The organism is Xanthomonas massiliensis (assembly GCF_900018785.1).
Lineage (GTDB): Bacteria > Pseudomonadota > Gammaproteobacteria > Xanthomonadales > Xanthomonadaceae > Xanthomonas_B > Xanthomonas_B massiliensis.
The window spans coordinates 787,362-809,677 of record NZ_FCOY01000007.1 but is presented as its reverse complement, the minus strand read 5'-3'; the positions used below and the strand labels follow the sequence as shown (position 1 = coordinate 809,677).

Annotated in this window: 20 protein-coding genes and 1 pseudogene; 7 read left to right on the top strand and 14 right to left on the bottom strand. The window is 70.0% G+C overall.

The window, feature by feature from the left end; all coding sequences use genetic code 11:
- Nucleotides 1-13 precede the first annotated feature (13 nt).
- From BN3794_RS13750 to hemC, 4 genes are read left to right on the top strand one after another with little or no spacing between them, the layout of a single operon-like run.
- A complete protein-coding gene (locus BN3794_RS13750) occupies nt 14-679 on the top strand; it encodes an alpha/beta hydrolase (RefSeq protein ID WP_066098138.1) in 666 nt (221 codons plus the stop codon).
- Nucleotides 680-683: 4 nt separating this feature from the next.
- Entirely contained in the window at nt 684-1,763 is a 1,080-nt protein-coding gene (locus tag BN3794_RS13745; RefSeq protein WP_066098137.1) for a sensor histidine kinase, read from the top strand.
- Complete coding sequence (locus tag BN3794_RS13740; protein ID WP_066098135.1) at nt 1,760-2,491, top strand: LytR/AlgR family response regulator transcription factor; 732 nt, start codon at nt 1,760-1,762, stop codon at nt 2,489-2,491. Before BN3794_RS13745 ends, BN3794_RS13740 begins: the two co-directional genes overlap by 4 nt.
- 24 nt (nt 2,492-2,515) lie before the next feature.
- Nucleotides 2,516-3,427 (top strand): hydroxymethylbilane synthase, encoded by a 912-nt coding sequence (gene hemC / locus BN3794_RS13735; RefSeq protein WP_066098133.1) that lies wholly within the window; start codon nt 2,516-2,518, stop codon nt 3,425-3,427.
- Between the two features lie 60 nt (nt 3,428-3,487).
- On the opposite strand, the gene BN3794_RS13730 is transcribed toward hemC, so the two are convergent.
- On the bottom strand, nt 3,488-4,291 hold the full coding sequence (locus BN3794_RS13730; protein ID WP_066098131.1) for a DUF481 domain-containing protein: 804 nt from the start codon (nt 4,289-4,291) through the stop codon (nt 3,488-3,490).
- Between the two features lie 68 nt (nt 4,292-4,359).
- Nucleotides 4,360-5,118: a hypothetical protein gene (locus BN3794_RS13725; RefSeq protein WP_066098129.1), complete on the bottom strand. Its 759-nt coding sequence runs from the start codon at nt 5,116-5,118 to the stop codon at nt 4,360-4,362.
- A gap of 191 nt (nt 5,119-5,309) precedes the next feature.
- Here BN3794_RS13725 and BN3794_RS13720 point away from each other — a divergent pair, with 191 nt between their 5' ends.
- Nucleotides 5,310-6,290 (top strand): helix-turn-helix transcriptional regulator, encoded by a 981-nt coding sequence (locus tag BN3794_RS13720; RefSeq protein WP_066098127.1) that lies wholly within the window; start codon nt 5,310-5,312, stop codon nt 6,288-6,290.
- 27 nt (nt 6,291-6,317) lie between these two features.
- Here BN3794_RS13720 and BN3794_RS13715 read toward each other — a convergent pair whose 3' ends face one another.
- Nucleotides 6,318-6,890 carry a lipocalin family protein gene (locus tag BN3794_RS13715; RefSeq protein ID WP_066098125.1) on the bottom strand — a complete coding sequence of 191 codons (573 nt, stop codon included), beginning with the start codon at nt 6,888-6,890 and terminating at the stop codon, nt 6,318-6,320.
- Between the two features lie 129 nt (nt 6,891-7,019).
- Between BN3794_RS13715 and BN3794_RS13710 the strand changes: the two genes are divergently transcribed.
- Both BN3794_RS13710 and BN3794_RS13705 read left to right on the top strand, forming a co-directional pair.
- Nucleotides 7,020-7,358: a hypothetical protein gene (locus tag BN3794_RS13710; protein ID WP_066098122.1), complete on the top strand. Its 339-nt coding sequence runs from the start codon at nt 7,020-7,022 to the stop codon at nt 7,356-7,358.
- Between the two features lie 70 nt (nt 7,359-7,428).
- On the top strand, nt 7,429-9,573 hold the full coding sequence (locus BN3794_RS13705) for a prolyl oligopeptidase family serine peptidase (RefSeq protein ID WP_066098120.1): 2,145 nt from the start codon (nt 7,429-7,431) through the stop codon (nt 9,571-9,573).
- Between the two features lie 462 nt (nt 9,574-10,035).
- On the opposite strand, the pseudogene BN3794_RS13700 reads toward BN3794_RS13705, so the two are convergent.
- From BN3794_RS13700 to cpaB, 11 genes and pseudogenes are all read right to left on the bottom strand, one after another.
- Nucleotides 10,036-10,425, bottom strand: a pseudogene (locus BN3794_RS13700) (aminotransferase class I/II-fold pyridoxal phosphate-dependent enzyme); the annotation flags it as partial.
- 363 nt (nt 10,426-10,788) lie between these two features.
- Nucleotides 10,789-11,532, bottom strand: coding sequence for a DUF2968 domain-containing protein (locus BN3794_RS13695; RefSeq protein WP_425476729.1), 744 nt, complete (start codon nt 11,530-11,532; stop codon nt 10,789-10,791).
- A gap of 101 nt (nt 11,533-11,633) precedes the next feature.
- The gene (locus BN3794_RS13690) at nt 11,634-13,784 is read right to left on the bottom strand and encodes a TadG family pilus assembly protein (protein ID WP_078059765.1); all 2,151 of its coding nucleotides are present in this window, start codon (nt 13,782-13,784) and stop codon (nt 11,634-11,636) included.
- An 11-nt stretch (nt 13,785-13,795) separates the two neighbouring features.
- Nucleotides 13,796-14,236 (bottom strand): DUF3613 domain-containing protein, encoded by a 441-nt coding sequence (locus BN3794_RS13685; protein WP_066098113.1) that lies wholly within the window; start codon nt 14,234-14,236, stop codon nt 13,796-13,798.
- Entirely contained in the window at nt 14,233-15,123 is an 891-nt protein-coding gene (locus BN3794_RS13680; RefSeq protein ID WP_147675776.1) for a tetratricopeptide repeat protein, read from the bottom strand. Before BN3794_RS13680 ends, BN3794_RS13685 begins: the two co-directional genes overlap by 4 nt.
- 4 nt (nt 15,124-15,127) lie before the next feature.
- Nucleotides 15,128-16,093, bottom strand: coding sequence for a type II secretion system F family protein (locus BN3794_RS13675; RefSeq protein ID WP_066098109.1), 966 nt, complete (start codon nt 16,091-16,093; stop codon nt 15,128-15,130).
- Between the two features lie 43 nt (nt 16,094-16,136).
- Complete coding sequence (locus BN3794_RS13670; RefSeq protein WP_066098107.1) at nt 16,137-17,075, bottom strand: type II secretion system F family protein; 939 nt, start codon at nt 17,073-17,075, stop codon at nt 16,137-16,139.
- Nucleotides 17,072-18,487, bottom strand: coding sequence for a TadA family conjugal transfer-associated ATPase (locus tag BN3794_RS13665; protein WP_425476720.1), 1,416 nt, complete (start codon nt 18,485-18,487; stop codon nt 17,072-17,074). The genes BN3794_RS13670 and BN3794_RS13665 overlap by 4 nt, the downstream gene beginning before the upstream one ends.
- Entirely contained in the window at nt 18,472-19,737 is a 1,266-nt protein-coding gene (locus BN3794_RS13660; protein WP_066098104.1) for a CpaE/TadZ family protein, read from the bottom strand. Before BN3794_RS13660 ends, BN3794_RS13665 begins: the two co-directional genes overlap by 16 nt.
- Nucleotides 19,738-19,797: 60 nt before the next feature.
- Nucleotides 19,798-21,147 carry a type II and III secretion system protein family protein gene (locus BN3794_RS13655; RefSeq protein ID WP_425476719.1) on the bottom strand — a complete coding sequence of 450 codons (1,350 nt, stop codon included), beginning with the start codon at nt 21,145-21,147 and terminating at the stop codon, nt 19,798-19,800.
- Nucleotides 21,148-21,166: 19 nt separating this feature from the next.
- The gene (gene cpaB, locus BN3794_RS13650) at nt 21,167-22,243 is read right to left on the bottom strand and encodes a Flp pilus assembly protein CpaB (protein WP_078059763.1); all 1,077 of its coding nucleotides are present in this window, start codon (nt 22,241-22,243) and stop codon (nt 21,167-21,169) included.
- Between the last annotated feature and the right edge of the window lie 73 nt (nt 22,244-22,316).

The window sequence follows — 22,316 nt, the reverse complement described above, 5'->3', positions numbered from 1 at the left end:
TGGGGAGCCTGCGATGCTGGAGGGAGTCGAACGCCTGACCGGCGCCGATCCGCAATGGACGGTGCTGTGGCTGCATGGCCTGGGCGCGGACGGGCACGATTTCGTGCCGCTGCTGCCGGAACTGGTGCGCCCGCACTGGCCGGCGCTGCGCTTCGTCTTCCCGCACGCGCCGGTACGCCCGGTCACGATCAACAACGGCGTGCCGATGCGCGCCTGGTACGACATCGCCGCGGCCGACCTGGGCACGCGCGCCGACCTGGCCGGCGTGCAGGCCTCGGTGGCCGAGGTCGAGGCGCTGATCGCGCACGAGGCCGGGCGCGGGGTGCCGGCACGGCGGGTGATCCTGGCCGGCTTCTCCCAGGGCGGGGCGGTGGCCCTGGCCTGCGGCCTGGCGCGACCCACGCCGCTGGCCGGGCTGGTGGCCCTGTCCACCTACCTGCCGGGCATCGACCAGGCCGCCGCGCGGCTGGCGCCCGGCGCACAGGCGCAGCCGGTGTTCATGGCCCATGGCCTGGGCGACCCGGTGGTGCCGCTGGCCCATGCCGAGCGCAGCCTGGCCGCGTTGCGCGCGCTGGGTTTCCCGGTCGACTGGCACACCTACCCGATGGCCCACCAGGTCTGCGCGCAGGAAGTGGCGGACCTGGGCGACTGGCTGGAACGGCGCTTCGCCGCCGGCTGAGCCGATGGCCGACCTGCATCTGCCGGGGCCGTGGCTGCCCGATCTGTGCCGCTGGCCGCGCGTGGCGGCGATGGCGGGGCTGGCCGAGCTGGTCGTCGTCGTGGTGGTGCTGGTGCCGGCCGGCGGCGCGTCGTGGACGCCGGCGCGGCTGCTCTCGGCCAGCGGCCTGGCGCTGTGGCTGGCGCTGGTGGTCACCGCCCTGCTGTGCCTGCTGCGCGAGCCGCTCTCGCGCCTGCCGCAGCGATTGGGCGCGGCGGCCGCGATCGCCCTGGCCGGCGCCGTCGCCTGGACCGGTGCCGCGGTGGTGCATGCCCTGTTCACGGCGGCCCGGGCCGGCGGCCCGCTGGCCGGGTTCTGGTCCTTCAGCCTGGGCAGCGCGGCGACCACCGCGCTGATGACGGCGCTGGCGCTGCGCTACTTCTACGTCAGTGACCGCTGGAGCGCGCAGACCCAGGCCAATGCCCGCGCCGAGGCCGATGCGCTGCAGGCGCGCATCCGCCCGCACTTCCTGTTCAACAGCATGAACCTGATCGCCGGCCTGCTGCCCGGCGAGCCGGCCCTGGCCGAGCGCGCCGTGCTGGACCTGTCCGACCTGTTCCGCGCCGCGCTCGGTGCCGGCGGCGATTCCAGCCTGCGCGAGGAATGCGAACTGGCCGAGCGCTACCTGTCCATCGAATCGCTGCGCCTGGGCACGCGCCTGCAGGTGCAGTGGCAGCGCCGCGAACCGCTGCCCTGGGCGTTGTCGATGCCGCGCCTGGTACTGCAGCCGCTGGTGGAGAACGCGGTGCTGCACGGCATCTCCCGGCTGGCCGAGGGCGGTTGCGTGCGTCTGTCGCTGGGCGTGGCCGGGGACGTGCTGGAGATCGACATCGTCAACCCGGCGCCGGATCCGGGCGCGCCCGGGCCGCTGCGTCCCGGTCAGGAAGGCGCCGGCCATGCCCAGCGCAGCATCGCCCACCGCCTGGCGTTCCGCTTCGGACCGCGCGCGCGCATGACCGGCGGCTGGCGCGATGGCTACTATGCCTGCGGGATCCGCCTGCCGCTGCCGCAGGCGGGCGGGGTGGACGGGGAGAACGCCGGGTGAAGGTGCTGATCGTCGACGACGAACCGCTGGCGCGCGTGCGCCTGCGCCACCTGCTGGCGGCTCATGCCGACGCGGAGGTGGTCGGCGAGGCCGGCAGCGGCGAGGCCGCTCTGGAATCGGCCGCGCGCCTGGCGCCGGACGTGGTGCTGCTGGACATCGCCATGCCCGGCCTGGACGGGCTGGAGGCGGCGCGCCGCCTCGCCGCCCGGGCGCCGCGGCCGGCCGTGGTGTTCTGCACCGCCTACGACGACCACGCCCTGTCCGCGTTCGAGGCCTCGGTCATCGACTACCTGATGAAGCCGGTCCGGGCCGAGCGGCTGGGGGCGGCGCTGGAGCGCGCGCGCACGTTCCTGGCCGGCCGCGTGGCGACCCCGGCGGTCGCCGGGGACGGCGGCCAGGCCCGGCGCCAGCTGTGCGCGCGCCTGGGGGGGCGCACGCGGCTGATCCCGGTCGATGACATCCGCTACCTGCAGGCCGGGGAGAAGTACGTCACCGTGCACCATGCCCACGGCGAGGACGTGATCGAGGAGTCGCTGCGGGCGTTGGAGGACGAGTTCGGTGCGCGCCTGCTGCGCATCCACCGCAATTGCCTGGTGGCGCGCACGCGGCTGCGCGAACTGCGCCGCGCCGGCGACGGCCAGGTGCATGCGGTGCTCGACGACGGCAGCGAGCTGGAGGTCTCGCGCCGCTGCCTGAGCCAGCTGCGCCAGCAGCTGCGCCAGGGCTGATCGCGCGCGGGCGATAATGGCCGCATGAACAGCCTGCGCATCGCCACCCGCAAGAGCCCGCTCGCCCTGTGGCAGAGCGAGCACGTCGCCGACCTGCTGCGCCGCGCCTGGCCCGGCCTGACCGTGGAGCTGGTGCCGATGAGCACCCGCGGCGACGAGGTGCTGGACCGCTCGCTGGCGGCGATCGGCGGCAAGGGCCTGTTCCTGAAGGAGCTGGAGCTGGCCATGCAGCGCGGCGAGGCCGATTGCGCCGTGCACTCGCTCAAGGACGTGCCGATGGAGCTGGAGGCGGGCTTCGCCCTGCCGGCGATCCTGGCGCGGGCCGATCCGGCCGACGCCTTCGTGTCCAACCACCATGCATCGCTGCAGGCCCTGCCGCCGGGCGCGCGCGTGGGCACCTCCTCGTTGCGCCGCCAGGCGCAGTTGCGCGCACTGCGCCCGGACCTGCAGCTGCTGGACCTGCGCGGCAACGTCAACACGCGCCTGGCCAAGCTGGACGCAGGCCAGTACGAGGCCATCGTGCTGGCCTGCGCCGGCCTGCAGCGGCTGGGCCTGGATGCGCGCATCACCGCGCGGCTGGCGCCGCCGCAGTGGCTGCCGGCGCCGGCGCAGGCGGCGATCGCGGTGGAATCGCGCGCCGGCGATGCCGACACCGCACGCCTGCTGGCGGTGCTGGACGATGCGCCCACGCGCCGGCGCGTGGCGGCCGAGCGTGCGATGAACCGCGCCCTGGACGGCAGCTGCCACGTGCCGGTGGCCGCCTTCGCCGAGCAGGACGGGCACGCGCTAGTGCTGCAGGGCCTGGTCGGCGAGGTCGCCAGCGGCCGGCTGCTGCGGGTGCGCGTGGAAGGACCGGCGGCCGATCCACGGGCGCTGGGCCAGCGTGCCGCGCAGGCGCTGCTGGCGCAGGGCGCGGCGCGGCTGCTGGCGGGCTGAAAACGCCTCGCCCCGGCGGACCGGGGCGAGGCGGGCTTGCGCGATTACTTGCCTGCGCGACTACTTGAAGGTGTACACGAGGTTGACCGTGGTCAGCGTGTCGGTCTTCTTCGAATCGTCGCTGACCTGGCTGTTGTGGCGCATCTGCCAGGCTGCCTTGAGCGCGAAGTGGTTGTTCATCGACACCGACACGCCGAGGTCGTTCTGGGCGAAGGTGTTGTAGCTGCCCGATTCGACCAGCAGCGTGTTGACCAGGTCGGTGTTGGCGGTGATCGAGTAATGCATGTCGAACAGGCCGCGACCGATCAGGCCGGTCTCCTCCTCGTCCTTCACCGCATCGTGGGCGCGCCGCACGCCGGGGCCGATCTGCGCGTCGAAGGAGAACTTGGGCCGGTCGATCAGGCGCGTGCCGTAGCCCAGGCCGAAGGTGCCGACGCGGTCGTAGCTGGCGAAATCGTCGCGGTCGTAGCGCAGGGTCGCGGTCAGCTGGCGATGCTCGCCCAGCTGCAGGGCGCTGCCGGCGGTGCCGCTGTAGCGGTTGGCGGTGGTCTGCTGGTAATGCTGGACGCCGCCGTCATCGAGCGTGCGGGTGTAGGTCGCTCTGGAGCGCAGGCCGGTGAAGTCCAGGCTGTGGATCCAGTCGCCGTCGGTGTAGCGGCCGCGCAGCTTGGCGTTGAAGCTCTCGGTGGAGCTGTTGCCGTGGGCCGAGGCAAAGCCCAGCTCGCCGCCGCTGCCGGACCATGGCGAAGGCGTGACCACGTCGGCGGGATTGGCCGGGGTGGTGCCGGGAGCGGGGGCCGTCTGCGCCAGCGCGGGCAGCGAGCACAGCAGGGAAAGGGTGGTCAGGCATGCGCGTGAGAGCATGGACGGGCGATCTCGCTAGGGGAGTGGAAACCTTTTCATCATAGCCCAGCGCGCCCCGGCGGCGGCACTCAGTGGCCGCGTTCGTCCAGCCGGACGTACAGGGCGAAGCCGGCGCTCGCCGCCAGCGCGGCGGCCAGGGTGAACAGCCGCGGCCAACCCCGCCCGGCCAGCCACGACAGCAGCATCGCCAGCACCAGCAGGGCCAGCACCGCCCAGCGCCATCGCTGCGGGCGCCAGGGCCAGAGCGCGGCGCGGCCCTGTTCCAGCCAGGGCACGAGCACCGCCACCGTCGCCACCAGCGCCAGCAGGAGCGAGGGCAGCAGGCCCTGGCCGACGGTGGCAGCGGCGTGGAAGGCGAGCACGGCGAAACACCAGGCCGCACCGACGTAGAGCGTCAACGCCAGCTGCGCGACCAGCCGGTTGCCGGTCGATGGCTGGCGAGGATCGCCGGCCGCCGCGCAGGCGAGGATCGCCAGCAGTCCGGCCGCGCTGGCGAGCATCGAGCCGGCGCCGATGTTGCCCGGATCGGCCCAGCCGTACAGGACGGCCACCAGCAGAGCGGCCAGCGCCGCCGCCGCCGCCAGGGCGAAGCGGGCGGGCCGGCGCCAGGACGAGGCGTGGCGGCCGGTTGCCGGCCAGTAGCACAGGGCCAGCAGCACGGCCAGCAGCAGGCCGCCGGCCTGCATCGGCCGCAGCTGGGCCGAAATGACGCCGCGGCCGACGAGCAGGCCGGTGCCCAGCGCCATCCAGACCAGCAGGCCCAGGCCGATGGCACCGGCCACGCGCAGCAGTGCCGGTCCCCAGGCGCGGGCTTCGGCGGCGGTCATGGGCGGTTTTTCCTGGGCGCAGACGGGGACGGGCGGCAGGCCTTGGCCCTGCCGCGGACAGCGGGAAACTGGTTCAAACGCACACTCCCCATGCAGCCGGCGATCCCCCGCGGCCGATTCTGCCACCGCCGCCGGTCGCCGGGCGAGCCGGGACGGCGCCGGACGGTCGCATCCGGGCCATAATCGGTGCCATGGATCGCTACGAACGCATCAACGCGCTGCACCGCATCCTCAAGTCCGCCCGCTACCCGGTCACGGTCAAGCGGCTGCAGGACGAGCTCGGCTGCTCCCGTGCCACGGTCTACCGCGACCTGGCCTTCCTGCGCGACGGGCTGATGGCGCCGATCGAGGGCGATGGCGAGGCGGGGTTCCGCTACGTGTCCGGGGAGAGCGACCGCTTCGAGCTGCCCGGGCTGTGGCTCAGCTCCGAGGAGCTGCACGCGCTGCTGGCCTCCCAGCAGCTGCTCGAACGCACCGGCGGCGGCGTACTTTCCAGCATGCTCGCGCCCCTGCAGCAGCGCATCGAGGGCCTGCTGGCGGCCCAGGCCGGCGCCTCGCGCTGGCCGGTGGAGCGGGTGCGGGTGATCCCGCACCGCGGCCGGCGCCTGGACGAGGCCAGTTTCCGCATCGTGGCCTCGGCGGTGCTCGAGCGCCGCCAGCTGGCCTTCGAGTACCGCGCCCGTTCCACCGACGAGGCCACCCGCCGCACGGTGTCGCCGCAGCGCATCACCCACTACCGCGACAACTGGTACCTGGACGCCTGGGACCACGATCGCGAAGGCCTGCGCAGTTTCGCCGTGGACCGCATCAGCGGCGCGCGGCTGCTGGAAACCGCGGCGCGCGACCTGCCCGAGACGGAGCTGGACGCGCAGCTGGCGGCCAGCTACGGCATCTTCTCCGGCCCGCCCAAGGGCTGGGCCACCATCGTGTTCAGCCCCAAGGCCGCCCGCTGGGTGGCCGACGAGCACTGGCATTCCAAGCAGCAGGGCCGTTTCCTGGCCGACGGGCGCTACGAGTTGAAGGTGCCCTACAGCGTGCCGCGCGAGCTGGTCATGGACGTGCTCCACTACGGCTCGGACGCGGAGATCGTCGAGCCGGTGGCCCTGCGCGAGATGGCGCGCTCGCTGCTCAACCTGGCGCTGACCAACTACGAGAAGCCGGCCGGGAAGTGAGCCCGGATCGCCCGGCGGCGGTTGCGCTCAGGGCTTGCCGGGCACGTCGAAGCCGAGCCGGTCGGCCTGTTCGGGCGTCTGCGGCACGCGCCGCAGCTTGTCGGTGTTGATGCCCCGGTCGCGCAGCCGCGCGACCAGGTCGCGGTACAGGCCGCGGTCCATGTCGGGGCTGCGGGCGAAGATCCAGGCCAGGTCGCGGCCGGGGTAGTCCACCAGCGCCCAGGAATAATCGGGCGCCACCTCCACGATGCGGTAGCGCGTGGGCACGACCCGGTAGAACCACATCCGCCACAGGCGATTGCCGCTGTCCTCCAGCACCCGGGCGCGGACGTTGACCTCGCGCTCGGGCTCCTTGAAGCCCTGGCGGGCCACGTAGCGCACCGCGACCTTGTCGTGGTCCTGGAGGCTGTACTCGTTGCGGGCGGCCACGTCGCCGCGCTCGACCGGGTTGGGGATGCGCGCGATCACGTACCAGGTGCCCATGTAGCGGGGCAGGTCGATGGCGGGGCCGGTGGCCTCGCCGGCGGTATCCCGGGCGATGGCCACGGCGGGCGGGGCGGACAGGCAGAGCAGGACGAAAGCGGTGGCGAGCAGGCGCATCGGGAGCTGGCTTGGTTGCGAGGGAGGCACGCTAGCGGGCGGATCGGGAAGGACACGTCAACACGTCGCAGCCACTGAGATGGGCGACCGCCAGAGTGTGCCCCACGATCCCTTTCAGGAGCTACCGCCATGTCGTTCCCGTCGTCGCGCCGTCCTGCCGTGTCCGCACCCGTCGTCCTGCCCGATCCGCGCCTGCTGCGCCTGACCCGCGGGGCGGCGCTCCTGGGCCTGGCGCTGGTGGCGCTGGTGCCGGCCGCGCGGGGCTGCAATCCGTGGCTGGGCTGGTGGCCGCTGTGGCTGGTGGGCATGCCGCTGGCCGCCTGGTGGGCGCTGCACCGCTTCCGCCTGCCGGCGTGGCAGCCACGGGAGGGGAATGCGCCGCGCCTGCGCCGCGGGCGGCGTCCGGCCGCGCAGGCGCGGCGTTTCCGCCCGCGCGCAGCAGGGGTGCCCGCGGCGCGCACGGCCTGACCTTCGGCAGAGGAGGGCGTCGCGGCGGGCGTGCTAGCGTGGCCGCCGTTTCCCTTGCGGAGTCCCCTTCATGCCAAGACGTGCCCCGGCCTGCCTCGTGGCCGGCCTGCTCGCCGCCGGTGCCGCCCTCGCCCAGGAGCCTGCCATGCCCCACGATCCCTACCTCTGGCTCGAAGACGTCACCGGGGCCAGGCCGCTGGCCTGGGTCAAGGAGCAGAACGCCCGCACCGAGGCGCGGCTCGCGGCCAGCCCAGATTTCCACGCGATGGAGGCCGGCATCCGCGAGGTGCTCGACTCGGACGCCAAGATTCCCGGCGTGCAGAAGATCGGCGAGTATTACTACAACTTCTGGAAGGACAAGCAGCACGAGCGCGGCCTGTGGCGGCGCACCACGCTGGAGGAGTACCGCAAGCCGCAGCCGCGCTGGGAGACCGTGCTCGACCTGGACGCGCTGAACAAGGCCGAGGGCGAGAACTGGGTCTGGCACGGTGCCGATTGCCTGCGGCCGAAGTACGAGCGCTGCCTGATCGCGCTCTCGCGCGGCGGCGCCGACGCCGACGTCACCCGCGAGTTCGACATCGGCAGCCGCCGCTGGGTCGAGGGCGGCTTCTTCCGGCCCGAGGCCAAGGGCGCGCTGGGCTGGATCGACCAGGACACGGTCTACGTCTACACCGACTTCGGCCCCGGCTCGCTGACCAGCTCCGGCTATCCGCGCATCGTCAAGCGGTGGAAGCGCGGCACGCCGATGAGCGCGGCCGAGGTGGTGTACGAGGGCCGGCCCGCGGACATGTACATCGCCGCGATGCACGACGACACCCCCGGTTTCGAGCGCGACTTCGTCAGCCGCACGCTGGCCTTCTACAACGACGAGCTGTACCTGCGGAAGGCCGATGGCTCGCTGCTCAAGGTCGATGCGCCGAACTCGGCCAACAAGGGCGTCAAGCGCGAATGGCTGACGCTGGAGCTGCGCGAGCCGTGGGACGTCGGTGGCCGCACCTACCCGGCCGGCGCGCTGCTGGCGGCGAAGTTCGACGATTTCATGGCCGGCAAGCGCGAGTTCGAGGTGCTGTTCGAGCCGACCGACACCTCCTCGCTGGCCAGCTTCACCTGGACCCGGCACCACCTGGTGCTCAACGTGCTCGAGGACGTCAAGAACCGCCTGAGCGTGCTCACCCCGGGCGACGCACCTGGATGTGCGAGTGACGCGAGCGCAGCATGCGCAGGAGCGTCCCGGGGTGGCTGGACGAAGAGTGCCTTCGTCGGCGCGCCGGCGTTCGGCACGGTGCAGGTCGGCGCGGTGGACAGCGACGAGTCCGATGCGGTGTGGATGACCGTCACCGACTATCTCACCCCGACCACGCTGGCGCTGGCGCAGATCGGCCAGGCCCCCGAGACGCTGAAGACCATGCCGGCGTTCTTCGATGCGTCCAGGGACGTGATCGAGCAGCACTTCGTCACCAGCGCCGACGGCGCCCGCGTGCCGTACTTCATCGTCCACGCCCGCGACCTGAAGCTCGACGGCGCCAACCCGACCCTGCTGTACGCCTACGGCGGCTTCGAGATCTCGATGACCCCGGGCTACTCCGGCGCCCTGGGCCGGGCGTGGCTGGACAGGGGCGGCGTGTACGTGGTGGCCAACATCCGCGGTGGCGGCGAGTACGGCCCGCGCTGGCACCAGGCCGCGCTCAAGGCCAACCGCAACAAGGCCTACCAGGACATGGCGGCGGTCGCCAGGGACCTGTTCGCGCGCAAGATCACCTCGCCCAGGCACCTGGGCGTGCAGGGCGGCAGCAACGGCGGGCTGATGGCCGGCAACATGCTGACCCAGTACCCGGAGCTGTTCGGCGCGGTGGTGGTGCAGGTGCCGCTGCTGGACATGAAGCGCTACAGCCACCTGCTGGCCGGCGCCTCGTGGATGGCCGAGTACGGCGATCCGGATACCGACGACTGGACGTTCATCCAGACCTTCTCGCCGTACCACCTGTTCGATCCGGCCAAGACCTACCCGCCGGTGATCTTCCTCACCTCCACCCGCGACGACCGCGTGCACCCGGGCCACGCGCGCAAGATGGCGGCGAAGATGATCGACGCCGGCAAGGACGTGACCTACTACGAGAACATCGAGGGCGGCCACGGCGGCGCGGCCGACAACGCGCAGGCCGCGCACATGGCGGCGCTGGCCTACAGCTTCCTGTGGGAGCGGCTGAAGAATTGAGGCAACTTCCAAGCGCGTCCGCCGCGGCTGCAGGCCGGTGTTGCACCGCCTGTTGCCGCGGTGCTGCACTCGATGCCGGCATGCGCGAGCCGCAACGAGGAGGCAGGGACGGAGAGCTCACTGGCGTCGTGTCATTGAGGAGGATGTTGGCGGTGGCCACGAGCGCCTGCCCGGCAGGGCAGGCCGAATGGCGGTTGCGTGCATCGGGCTTCGACCGGCGATGCCGCATCGCCCAGCCGGAGGCCGCCGGCGCCGGACGACAGCAAGGCCCGCCCGCGCGGTGGCGTCGAATACATCGCCGCCGGTGCCGCCTTACTGGCGGTTCGCGCAGGTACCGGCGCAAGGGCAGGCAGCCTGTCCACAGCGGGTTGCCCGGCCTGGACGAAGCGCCGTGGTCGGCATGGGCGCGCTCACCCGTTCTTCGACCTTTCTGGAGGGGGCGTCAGTTGAAGCGCTGTCGGTTCAGCGTGGCAGCGTATTCAACCCACGCTCGATGCGGCGCACCGCTTCCTGCAGGCGTTCCAGGCTGTTGGCGTAGGCGAAGCGCACGTGGCGCCGGCTGCGGTAGTCGCCGAAGTCGATGCCCGGGGTGAAGGCGACGTGCTCGGTCTCGAGGAAGTGCGCGCAGAAGGCCTGTGCGTCCTCGCTGAAGCGACCGATGTCGGCGTACAGGTAGAACGCGCCCTGCGGCTGCACCGGGATGTCGAAGCCGAGCCCGCGCAGGGCCGGCAGCAGCCAGTCGCGGCGTTCGGCGAAGGCGTGGCGGCGCTGCTCGAGGATCTCGATCGTGGCGGGCTCGAAGCAGGCCAGCGCGGCGTACCGCGCTAGGAGAGGACGGGCGAGATATAGGTTCTAGGGCAACCACTCCTGCACGGGACAGCATCGAACGGTCGATCCACCGGGTCGCACTACCTTGGTGTTGCGCGGCGGCGAGCGCGGCAACGCGTCGGTAATACGAGGAAACCTCCCCGGCTTCAAGCTCCAATAGGCCTCATTGGGCTGTTGGACGACGACAAGGCCGGCCCCGAGGCGTCTCTCCAGAGCTCGAAGCATCTCACCAGGGCAAGCCATATCCGGCGCGACCTCCGGCATGTGTCGCGGTGCGTTCCATATCCAGCGCCTGGCAACCTGCGAACTGCCAAGCCACCCCGCTTCGCTGCTCTACCCGCCGGTCCTGCGATGGCGCCACAAGCCGGGGTCGAATGCGCCCAGCCCTTACGGATGGGCGGCGGTGGGAGTGCCCGTCGCCTCCCCGGAGGCGGTGTCGCTCTGGGGAACCGCCGCCTGCGGGGACGGCAATGAAAGTTCGGGGTTGTCCTGGATGGCCTTCAGCGCCTTGATGCGTTCCGTCAGGGCGTCGAGCTGGCCATTGGTGGCACGCAGGTCGCTGCTCAACGACGCGGCCTCCTGCCTGGTCTGCTGGATCTTGGTGCTGACCTGCATCGACTGCTGGCGTTGCTGCTCGACTTCCTGCTGGAGGCTGCGCAGGCGTTGTTCGTTCATCGCGACCAGCTTGTCGGTGTAGCGCTTGCCCGCTTGCAGCCGGACGGTATCGATATAGACCTGTGCCAGATCACGGGTCTGATCGACGAAGGTCTTGTAGACCGTTTCGGCGTTATCGATCGTGTCCGTCTTGATGACACGCCAGAATTCGTTTTCCTGGAACAGCGCCACGTAGTAGGTCAGCGTGTCGGGATTGAAGAGCAGGCTGGCGCCGTAAGTCCCGTTGTAGGTGGTACGGAGCTCGGTCAGCTGGTTGTTGCCCATCAGCCGGCGCAATTCGTCGACGTTGTTGTCGACGGCGGCGGAAGCGGGTGCCGGGGCCTGATTCTCCTGGTCCTGGGCCACGACGCCGCGGCGAGCCGCATTCGCGTATTCCGGCAGATACGACATGACGCCCAGCGTGCAAACCGCAAGAAGTGTCGATGAGCGAAGTATGCCGGAGCGGCTTTTCTGCACGATACGCATGGTCTTGCGATTCTTGGGGGAGAGGGAAGTCATGGGCGTTGCTCTTTGAAAGTCTAGCATGTGCCTTGCGGCGATTGCCGTGGCTTGGCTGGTCAATAGACCAGGCGTGCCGCGTGGCATTGGATCGATTCGACGTAGACATCGCTCTCGCCGAGGTTCAACCCGAGGACCTTCGACAGGATGGGTGTCAGCAATCCTTCGCCGACCCAGTCCAGCAGCGGCTTGAGCGCGAGATCGATAATCGGCTTGAGCACATAGCAGAGCAGGTTGGTGCAGGCGGGCGCACTGGGGTTGTAGGGCTGGTTGGAAGCCAGGGTACCCGGGTATGTGGCCAGGTATTTACCGAATGCGTCGAGCACTTTCCCGTTGATGTTTCCCGCCACGCCTTCGACCGCGTTGCCCAGCACGCAGGTGACCAGTCCGCCGAGCAGGCCGGTCCCGCAAATATCGATCTTTATGCCGGTCCAGACGCTTCCCTTCTTGGTGCCGATGCATATTCCGGTAAGGACGAAGTCGCAACTCGGGATATCGGTGTCCCAATCAGATTTTTCCAGCGCAGGCAGGTCGCCATATCCGTTCTTGAGCGCGTCGATGGCCTTGTTCATGTCGTAAAGCCCGCCCGGCAGGGCGGTCGCATCGAGATATTGCTTGGCGAATGCCTTGGCCTGCTCGGTTCCTCCCTGGGCATTGGGCGAAAGGAGTCCGCTGACGAGATCGTCCAATATCTTGAATATGCCATTGGTCAGTGCCGAGACCGTCGTCCCGAGGAGCACGGGATTGGGACGGGTGGTGTAGGTCTCGCCTTCGGCGATCGGGGGCGTCGCCTGCACGTATTCCAGGGCGGGCAATTTCAGGCTGGTGGTCAGGCCGGGGCCACCGAACAGGCTCAGCACCTGGTCGTCCTCGCACAGGCCGGCGATGTCCTGCTGGGTGGATTGCCAGGGCGACGTGACCTTGCCGAGGCAGATGCCGGCGATCTTCGAATCGACACTGAAGGTCGCGGTCTTGGGAGCGGCATCGCAGTCGATGTCGGTGAGCGTGGCTTCGGCGCTGACGGTGTCCACGTAGAGCGGGAGGTGGAGGCGGGTCTTGGTCAGCTTCAGCAAATCGCCCAGTCCCGGGATCGCATCCGAGTCGATGTCCACGGACAGGCGGATCTGGGCGTTGTAGGCCTTGGCGCCGACCGGACCGAAGCCGACCGAGGCGGGCTCGGTGATGCTCGCCTTGACCACCACGCCGGGCGTGATCGCGAGATTGTCGACGAGAACGGCATGACCTTGGCCGGCAACGCTGATGGCGGCCGTCAGCAGGTCCAGGGCGCTTATCTGGGCGTCCAGGTCCAGTCCCGCGTCCTTCTCGGTGCCCGGAAGATCGAGGTTCAGGATGTCCAGAAGATTGACGGACACCTCGCCTAGCGGCTCGCCGGTTCCGATTTTTGCGTTCCTGACGTAATCCGGCAGGAAGGCGAGGTTCAATCCCACCAGCCCGCCCTGGTCGGCAAGGGCCACGTCGTAAAGCTGCAGCAGCTCGGTGACGGTGATGGTCCTGCCCTCGAGCAGTGCCTTCAGCCCCCCCACCGTGATGTCGGTCCCGATGGGAATGCCGAGGAAGTCGAGCAAGCCGCTCGGGGTGATGGTGGCCTTGGCCAGTCCCTGGACGCCCAGCACCTGCGTGTCGCTCAGATCCAGACCGACGGTCTCGAGCAGCAACTGAAGCGGCGCTTCGCCGTTGATGCCCAGCAGGCGCGAGCCGATGCTGAAGGAGGCCGTTGGCAGGCCTTGCGACGCCACGGCCTCGCCCGAGACGGCCAGGGCCCCGTCGAACGCCTGGCCGAGGAACGGGATCGCGGTGCGCCGGGCGACCACGCGCACCGCGTTGACGGGGTTCCCTGCCGCGACGAAATGCCGCTCGCCTGCATTGGCCGGGTCCCAGTTGCCGCAGGCGATCTCGAGTTGTCCGGTGAACCTGTTGTCCTGCAGGGCATTGCCTCGCGCCGCCGCGTTGTCGGAGGCTTCGCACAGGTCCAGCCGCTGGGCACCCGCAAGCGCGGCCAGGTCCGCCACCTTTTGCGCGTCGCGCTTGGCCCAGTAGAGATAGCCCACCTCGATCAGGCCCAGGATCGCTACCAGCCCCAGCATGACCAGCATGATGGTGACGGCCATGCTGCCGCGCTGGGCGCGCAACCCCGGCTTGCCGGCGTGGCGGCGCTGCTGGAATGCATAGGGAGTCCGGGGCTGTCTCATCTGCTGGGGTCTCAGTTGCTCCGGCTTCCCTTGACCTTGGTTTCGAAGAATTCCGGAATGGGATATTCGAAACTCTTCAGGTAGCGCGCGTAGCTGGCGCTGGCCTCGTCGCCGAGAACGGGAAGGCGCTTGCCGGCCTGGGTACCGGAAGCCTGTAGCTGGAACAGTTCGCGCGTGCTCGTCCCGATGCGCGCATCCCCGGTGGCACGGGCTGGCGGTGGGAGTGTCTCCGGCGGGGACACGCGGGCTGTGGAAGCCGCGTCCTCCGCATCGAGGGGGAACGCCTGCACGGGAGAGGGCGGCTGCGCGGAAGCGGGGGCGGACCGGGGCGCGAGCGCGTTGCCCATCATGTTCCCGGTCAGGGGACGTTGCTGGGCATATGCGCCGGGGGCCGCAAGCACGGCTGCCAACAGCACCAGGGCCAGGCGGGGGATCGGGCAAGAAGTCTTCATCGGGCGGCCTTTTCTGAAGAGTTATCCGGGGATTCGGAAAAGCGCTGCAACAGGTTCCCGGGGGGCTGAACCTTCGCGCTCGCCACGGGAGGATGCGATGGGGCTGCCCTGGCGGCGGCGGACCTGCCATCTGCGGCGGGGTTCTGCGTGCTATCGGGCCGGAGCGGCCCCGTAGGGGCCCTTGGCCAGGATGAACGCAGCTCAGCCGACATGCGGAACACGCTGTCGCGCGTGGCCTGCGGCAGGTTGGCCCGGTGCATGATGGCGTCGGCCTTGCCGGGCTCGCCGTTGAGCAGGGTCCACAACGCGAGGTTGGCGATCGTGCGTGCGTCCGCCGGATCCAGTTCGGCGGCCTTGGCCAGCGGCATGCGCGCCCGTTCCAGGTCTCCGGCGCGCAGGCAGGCAAACCCCAGGTCGCCGAGATAGGTGGCGTTGAGAGGATCGCGTTGCACGGCCCGGGAGAGGTCGGCCATCGCCGTGTCCGGATCCTGGTGCAGGGCGGCGATCAGGCCCAGGCCGTGCCACGCCGCCGCCGACAGGGGGCCGTTGAGCAGGCCGCGGTACAGGGGCTCGGCTGCGTCCAGCTGTCCGGTCTCGTGCAGCGCCCTGGCCTGCATCAACTGCAGTCCGGGGAAATTGCCGAACCTTTGCCGGAAGGCGTCGATGTGCGCGAGCGAGGCGAACCAGGCTTTCTGGGACTGCATCTTCTCGATCAGGGCCAGGTAGGTTCCACGGTCATCCGGCTTCGGATCGGCTTCGGCCTCTGCCATGCGTGCCAGCGAATCCGGGTCCGGCCGCACATAGCCGGAAGGGTCCGAACGGCAGGCGGCCAGGGGCAGAAGCAGGGCGGCGAGCAGCGCGTGGCTGGCAGTTGGGCGGAAGGACACGGCTTCAGTCCCCCATTCCGACGAGGGTGCGCGCCAGCGCCAGGATGGCGGGGCCGGACAGCACCAGCATCAGTGCAGGCAGCAACGTGAACATCATGACCACGGTCATCTTGACCGAGAGCTTGCCCACCTTCTCCTTCAGCTCCATTCGCCGGCGTTCGCGCAGCCGTTCGGCGAACTGGTGCAGCGGCTCCTGCACGGCCCCGCCGTGCCGGTGGACCTGCAGTACGAGGGCCACCAGGCTGCGCAGATCTTCGTTGTCGAATACCTCCGCGAGCCGCTGCAGGGACTGCTCGCGCGAGCGGCCACGCATGTAGGCCACGTTGGCCGCCTGCAACTCGCGTCCGAGCAGGGGGATGGCGCGACGCAGCTGCTCGCCGAGCATCTGCAGGCTCTGGTCCATGCTCATGCCCACGCCCTGCAGCAGGCGCAGCAAGTCGATCAGCATCGGCAGCTCGTCGGCGGCCTGCTTGCGCAGCCGGTTGGACCAGGCCCTGAGCGCGAGCTTCGGCAGCAGCACGCCGGCGGCGGCCCCGCAGACCATCACGATCGGCAGGTTGCCACCGTCGCGGCCGAACAGGACAAGCGCCAGCAGCAGGAAGACCAGGGCCAGCAACAGCCGCAAGGCCAGGAACACGGCCGCGCCCGTCAGGCTGTTCCAGCCGGCCTGGTCCAGCAGCATGCGATCCTCGCGGGCCAGCAGCGCGTGTTCCAGCCGGCTGCCCTGGAATCTCCTTCCGAATGCCGCCAATCGATCGATCCATCCGTGCCAGGCCGACGATCCGGAAGCTTCGGGCCCGGCCTCGCTCGCGGACATGCCGGGCGCCAGGGCGCGGCGGATCAATGCGGTCTGGAGGGTGGCTTCGGCCTGTGCGTTGCGCCGATCGCGCAGCAACAGGGCGAGGGCCAGCAACAGCAGCCCCAGTGCGAGGATGCCGGCAGCGATGGCGAGGAGCATGCTGGCGCTCATGGCGTGCGGTCTCCCGGACCCCGGGAATCGGGCGGAATGCGGCTCATATCGACTTGGCCAGTCGATAGAGAAGGAGGGCCCCCAGTGCTTCCAGGGCAAGGGCCATGCCGAGCAGCTTCAGCCCCAGCGGGTCGTGGAACATGGGTTGGAAGAAGTCGGGGCTGAGCAACGCCATGAAGCACACGCAGCCCGGCGGCAGCAGTCCCAGGACCCAGGAGGACGCGCGCGTCTCGGAAGTCGTGGCGCGCAGTTCGTGTTGCGCCTGCTGCAGGTCGCGCATGAAATTGGCCAGCCGCTGCAGTACCTGGTCGGCGCGCCCGCCGATGCGGATGCTGACGCCCAGGACCAGCGCGAGCACCTCCAGGATCTCGATGCGGTAGGGCCGGGAGGCCTTGAGCAGCGCCTGGTCGAGCTCCATGCCGCCACGGCTGTAAAGCAGGGTCGTATCCAGCAGCGGGCGCAACGGGGCGAGGACCTGGGCGCTGGCGCCCTGGAACGCCATCGGCAGGCTGTTGCCGACCGAGGTCATGCGGACCATGTTGTCGAGGAAATCCGGAAGCTGCCCCAGCAGTTTCTGCCGCAATCGGTCGATGCGCCGGGACAGCCACAGCGCGACCAGGGCGGCGTAGAGCAGCACGACCGGCGGGACGATCCAGGGCGTGCCCATGCGCAACGTGGCCAGCACGGCCAGTACCAGGCCCAGCGCCAGCAGGATCGAGGCCGTGCGCCAGCCGGCGGGCAGCCCCGCACGGCGCATCAGGCCATCCCAAGGCAGGGCGGTTGCGGTGCCCTGCTGTCCCCGCCACGCCTCGCCGCCGGACGCGGCCGCCACCGGACGGGCGGCGAGCGAGGAAGGCAGGCGCATCTCGATGCGCTCCAGTTCGGCGCGCTGGCGTTGGCGTGCGCTGACGCCCCACCACAGCTCCACCGCCGCCGCGAGCAGCAGCAGGACGACACTCAGCAGGGCCAGGACCAGGCTCATCCCGGGAACTCCTGCCGCGCGGCTTCGAGCAGGTATTGGCGGAAGGGCTCCAGCTTGTGCGAATGCGGCTGGAAGCCGAGACCGGTCCAGCGCGCGGTTTCCGTGCCGTCCAGGTCGACGAAGGGATCGTACCGGTAGAGCTCCTGAAGGGTGATCAGGTTGTCGCCGACGCCGGTGATCTCGGTGATGGAGGTGATGGTGCGCCGGCCATTGGCCAGGCGGGCGATCTGGACGATGAAGTCGATGGCGCTGGCGATCTGCCGGCGCAGGCTGTCCTCGCTGCCCTGGAACCCGGCAAAGCCCGCCAGCATCTCGACCCGGTTGAGGCAGTCGCGCGGGTTGTTGGCATGGATCGTCGCCATCGAGCCGTCGTGGCCGGTGTTCATGGCCTGCAGCATCTCCATGACCTCGGCACCGCGCACCTCGCCGACCACGATCCGGTCCGGGCGCATGCGCAGGCTGTTGCGCACCAGGTCGCGGATGGTGACCATCCCGGTGCCGTCCGCCGCCCCCAGCCGGCTTTCCAGGCGCACCACGTGGGGATGGTTCAGCGAGAGCTCGGCGGTGTCCTCGACGGTGATGACGCGTTCGTTGTGCGGTATGAACGTGGCCAGTGCGTTCAGCAACGAGGTCTTGCCCGAGCTCGTGCCTCCGGAGATCAGCAGGTTGCAGCGGCCGCGGACCATGGCATCGAGCACGGCGTACATCGGCTTGTCGAAGGCGCCGCGCTCGAGCAGTTCCTTCGGCGTGAACGGATCCTTGCGGAACTTGCGGATCGACACCATCGGCCCATCGACGGCCAGCGGCTCGATGATGGCGTTGAGCCTGCCGCCATTGGGCAGCCGGGCATCGACCATCGGATTGGATTCATCCAGCCGGCGCCCCAGGGGCGCGATGATCCTGCGCAGGATGCGCAGCAGGTGGTTGTTGTCGGAGAAGCGGACCGGGACCTTGGCGAGTTGTCCCCCCTGGGACACATGGACGCTGTCGTAGCCGTTGATCAGGATGTCCTCGACATTGGGGTCGCGGATCAGGTCGTCCAACGGGCCGAAACCGGTCAGCTCCTTGAGCAGCGCATCGGCCACCAGCTGCATCTCGGTTTCGTTGACCGGGATGTGCCAGTCCTGGATGAAGCCGGCGGTGTGCCTGCTGACGAAAGAGGCAACGGTGTCCGGGGCCCAGGCCCCGATGTCGATATGCTCGTTCTCGATCGAGTCGAGCAGTTGCTCGTGCGCGGCGGCGAGAAGATTCTGGAACTGCTCCGATTGCTCGAAGGCGGTCGGGATCCGGGTTCCCGGGAGCGCTGTCGGCATGGGGGTTTCCTCGGGCAACGGCTTCGGTGCCGGATCCTTTTCGTTCCGGGAATCGTCCGGCGGCAGGATCGGATGGATCGGGATCACTTTCTTTTCCATCGGGAGATCCCCAGGCGGTGGGCTATGGCTTGCCAGGGACGGGGCCTGGCGTGGAGGGGCGACGGGCCGGGCGCCGGCGCAAGCCGGTCGACCAGCGGATGCATTGCCCGCAGGTAGGGATCCCGCGGCGCGTGGTCGAGGATCAGCCGCCCGATGCCCGAGCTTGCCCGCATGGTGCGCGTCCTCTCGGGCAGCGTGGCCAGCAGCGGCAGGTCGAAACGGGAGGCAATCTGCGCCGCGCCGATACCGTAGTTCTCATGGTAGCGATCTATCACGAGTTTCAGCTTGTCGCCCCAGAGCTGCTGCTTCTTCAGTTCCTGGATGCTGACATCCAGCGAGACCAGGGCACCGATCGACTGGTCGGTGACCAGCCAGATCTCGTCCGCCTGCTGCAGCAGCGCCGCAGGGACGAAGGCGTCGGGCAACCCGCCGATATCGCAGACGATGACGTCGAACAGGGTGCGCAGGCGGGCGACCAGCTCGGCCGCTTCCCTGCCGCCCGCCGGGGCCTGCACCGCACTGCTGTCCTCCCCGACCACGACCACGCCGTTGGGATCGCTGGCCAATGCGGTGCGGACGAATGTCCCGTCGAGGCGGTCGACGCTGCGCAGCAGCTCGTCGTAGCCGTACCTGGCCTCGATGTCGAGATAGAGGCGGGTATCGCCGGCGGGGCGTCCCAGGTCGAGCAGCAACACGTGGTTGCGGTCGGCGCCGGCGACACTCCCTGTCGCGGGAGGATGCGCGGCCCAGCGGCGCTGCGCCATCACGGCGAGATGGACCGCCAGCGTGCTGGTGCCGATGCCGGGCCTTACCCCCCTGAGCAGCACCAGGCGCGCGTGGCGTGCGGGAACCGGGGCGAGTGCGGCTTGCCGAGCCTGGCCCGCCGCATCCAGCACCTTGCGAAGCAGCGTGTCGATGGCGCCTGCCTCGGACTCTATGTCGACGAATTCCTTGACGCCCGTACGCAACGCGGCCAGTACCCCGGCCGCGTCCTCGCCGGCCGCCGATCCGACCGCCACCAGGGAGCAGCCGGGCATCAGGCCCGCGAGTTCCCGGGCGAGGCCGGAGGAATGCGCGGCATGGGGCGACAGGAAATCCAGCAGCAGCACCGGGCCGACCTGGTCGGACTGGGCGAGGGCGAGCGGAGCGACCAGGGTGCTGTCGATCCACTGGATGCGTGCGATGGCATGCAGCTTCTCCGCCAGCCGGCGCGCGGCGACGCTGTCCGGCGCGTAGAACGACAGCGTCATGGCGTCTTCGGGCGGGTGACGGGGATGCATGGCCACGGGTGAATTCACGGGCGGGCGCTCTCAGCGGGAAAAGCCGGGGACGGGATCCGGGCCTGCGGGATGGAGCAACCAGGCACCCCATACCGGCATGTCGGGCTGGGACTCATGCTCGCCGGGCAGCGATATCCGCGTGCCGCGCGCCAGCGGCTGCACCAGCCGGGGAGTGACCACGATCACCAGCTCCTTGTCCTGGCGCTTGTAATTGAGGTTGCGGAAGAAGGAGCCGATGATCGGCAGGTCGCCCAGCAGGGGGATCTTGTTCACCGTGGACGTCAGGTTGCTGCTGATCAGCCCGCCGATCACGAAGCTCTCGCCATCGCCCAGTTCGATGGTGGTGTCCGCCCGGCGAGTGGTGATCGCGGGCACCTGCACGCCACTGAGGGTGACGCCGTTGGTGTAGTCCAGGTCGCTCGCTTCCGGGGCCACCTTCAATGCGATGCGGTCGCGGGAGAGCACGGTCGGGGTGACGGTGAGGCCGATGCCGAAGGGCTTGTAGGTGACGGTCGTGGTGCCGAGCCCCTGCGGCTCGAGGATCGGCAACTCGCCGCCGGCCAGGAAGCTGGCACTCTGCCCGGACAGGGCCACCAGCGTCGGCTCGGCCAGCACCCGGGCCATGCCGTTGCTCTGAAGCAGGTCCAGGCTGGCGTCCCAGCCATGGGTCAGCGAACTGGCAACGAGGTTGAACGCCGACGACAACGCGCTGCCGCTGTCCCCGGAGCCGGAACTGCCGGAGGATCCGGTCGGGCTGGTGAAGCCGTAACTGAAGCCGCCGTTGCTGTTGGAGAAGTTCAGGCCCAGCTGCTTCAGGGTGGTCTTGTTGAATTCGACCACGCGGACTTCCACCTGGACCACGCCGCCACTGGCGACGGTCGAGACGTCGTTGACCGTGCCCTTGTCGGGCAACGCCGCCGACAGCGCCTTGCGGGCCTGCTCGTGCTGCAGCGTGGAATCGTGCGAGCCCGCGAGCAGGGCCTGTCCATCCTGGACGTGGGTGGTCGCCGTGGAGTCCCCCAGCAATGCGTCCTGGACGGCATTGCGCACTTCCACCCGGATCCGTTGCGGGCTTGCCGCATCGCGCTGCCACAGCAGCAAGGTGGTGGTGCCCGGCGCCTTGCCCACGAGCAGGGCCTGGTGCCTGTCGCGCAGGGTGACCACGTCCGCGACGTCGGGGTTGGCGATGGCCAGCCGTTCCAGGTCGGCAGGCAGCTGCCAGGGCCGCTGTTCGTGACTTTGCAGGACCACCTGGGCGTCGGCGGCCGCGGCCGGCCGTATCGGCACCAGCGACAGGCCGGCCATCATGGCGATGCCCAGCAACAGGCCACGGGCGGTGGAGTGGGGACGAGTACGGGGACAGGGCGAGGCAGTGCTCATGTGCCGAGCGGCTCCAGGGTTACGGGGGGGACAGACGCGAGCCTTGCCCGTCGCCACGAATGATCTCGATTCCGTTGCGGCGGGCAGTGCCGGTGGCGCCGGTGCGGGCCGGCGGCGGAGCCTGGACGGCGGCCGATGCATTGCCCGACAGGGCGCGACTGTCGATGCCGGCAAAGGCCTCGTTCTCGGGAGCCCCCAGGGCCGCACGCTCGTCGGGCCCGAGGTCCGCGCGTGGCGCGAGCACCTTGCGCGGCCGCGGGAACAGCGAGGCATCGGCCAGGCCGTCGTCGACCGGGCTACGCAGGGCCAGGAACAGCTTGCCCGTCTGCGCGCCCAGCAGCAGGCTGCTGGCGTCCTCGACCGGCACGGCCAGTATCGCGGACCGTGCCGCGCCACCGGCGACGGAGGACGGGCTGCCGTACGGGGCCTCGTCGCCACGCTCGGCCAGCGCGCGGGCACGACGGCTGTCGCTGCGGTTGGGCGCAGTGCCGGAGGCGGGGCTGGAATCGGCCTCGGCGGGCGGGGGAGCCGGTGCTTCCTCCGCGGCGGCAGCGCGGCGATCCAGATCGTCCGCACCGTAGCCCAGGACCCGGACGCGGGAGAGCAGCAATCGCGCCTGGCTCGGCACGTCTTCCGCGGCGGCGCGGCGCGAATCGCCCAGGTTGAGGAACACGTCGACATAGTCGCCGGGCGCCACCCGGTTGCCCGCGCCCGTCAGCTCGTCCACGGGGACCGCGATGGCGCGCTCGCCGGGGTTGAGCTGAAGTCCCAGGCCGCGCGCGATCATCGTGGCCGTCAGGATTGAGCCGGACGGGACGTGCTGGGCCGGAACCCGTCCGGCCACCTGGTCGATGCGGGTATAGGCGCCTGGTGGACGTTGCGGCTTGTCCACGATCTGCAATGCATCCCCGGGGATGGCCGTGCCCGCGGCCAGCTCGCGGGTGGCGACCACCACCGGCAAGGACGGGGTGGGCTCCGATGTGCCGGCTGCCGCCGTGGTGTGGGTACCGCGCTTGCCGACGCTGATGGCGACAACCGCCATGATCAATGCCAGAACGACCAATGCGACGGCAACGATACGTGTGACCTTCTGCATCCGCGGTTCTCCTTGCAGGCAACGATCCGGGGCGCGGTGGGGCCGGATCGGACATCCGATGGTTTTTCCGGGG

Excerpts from the sequence above, each read along its gene's own strand:
- BN3794_RS13750 (WP_066098138.1), top strand. The coding sequence starts at position 14 with ATGCTGGAGGGAGTCGAACGCCTGACCGGCGCCGATCCGCAATGGACG.
- BN3794_RS13745 (WP_066098137.1), top strand. The coding sequence starts at position 684 with ATGGCCGACCTGCATCTGCCGGGGCCGTGGCTGCCCGATCTGTGCCGC.
- hemC (WP_066098133.1), top strand. The coding sequence starts at position 2,516 with ATGAACAGCCTGCGCATCGCCACCCGCAAGAGCCCGCTCGCCCTGTGG.
- BN3794_RS13730 (WP_066098131.1), bottom strand. The coding sequence starts at position 4,291 with ATGCTCTCACGCGCATGCCTGACCACCCTTTCCCTGCTGTGCTCGCTG.
- BN3794_RS13725 (WP_066098129.1), bottom strand. The coding sequence starts at position 5,118 with ATGACCGCCGCCGAAGCCCGCGCCTGGGGACCGGCACTGCTGCGCGTG.
- BN3794_RS13720 (WP_066098127.1), top strand. The coding sequence starts at position 5,310 with ATGGATCGCTACGAACGCATCAACGCGCTGCACCGCATCCTCAAGTCC.
- BN3794_RS13715 (WP_066098125.1), bottom strand. The coding sequence starts at position 6,890 with ATGCGCCTGCTCGCCACCGCTTTCGTCCTGCTCTGCCTGTCCGCCCCG.
- BN3794_RS13710 (WP_066098122.1), top strand. The coding sequence starts at position 7,020 with ATGTCGTTCCCGTCGTCGCGCCGTCCTGCCGTGTCCGCACCCGTCGTC.
- BN3794_RS13705 (WP_066098120.1), top strand. The coding sequence starts at position 7,429 with ATGCCAAGACGTGCCCCGGCCTGCCTCGTGGCCGGCCTGCTCGCCGCC.
- BN3794_RS13690 (WP_078059765.1), bottom strand. The coding sequence starts at position 13,784 with ATGAGACAGCCCCGGACTCCCTATGCATTCCAGCAGCGCCGCCACGCC.
- BN3794_RS13685 (WP_066098113.1), bottom strand. The coding sequence starts at position 14,236 with ATGAAGACTTCTTGCCCGATCCCCCGCCTGGCCCTGGTGCTGTTGGCA.
- BN3794_RS13675 (WP_066098109.1), bottom strand. The coding sequence starts at position 16,093 with ATGAGCGCCAGCATGCTCCTCGCCATCGCTGCCGGCATCCTCGCACTG.
- BN3794_RS13670 (WP_066098107.1), bottom strand. The coding sequence starts at position 17,075 with ATGAGCCTGGTCCTGGCCCTGCTGAGTGTCGTCCTGCTGCTGCTCGCG.
- BN3794_RS13665 (WP_425476720.1), bottom strand. The coding sequence starts at position 18,487 with ATGGAAAAGAAAGTGATCCCGATCCATCCGATCCTGCCGCCGGACGAT.
- BN3794_RS13660 (WP_066098104.1), bottom strand. The coding sequence starts at position 19,737 with ATGACGCTGTCGTTCTACGCGCCGGACAGCGTCGCCGCGCGCCGGCTG.
- BN3794_RS13655 (WP_425476719.1), bottom strand. The coding sequence starts at position 21,147 with ATGAGCACTGCCTCGCCCTGTCCCCGTACTCGTCCCCACTCCACCGCC.
- cpaB (WP_078059763.1), bottom strand. The coding sequence starts at position 22,243 with ATGCAGAAGGTCACACGTATCGTTGCCGTCGCATTGGTCGTTCTGGCA.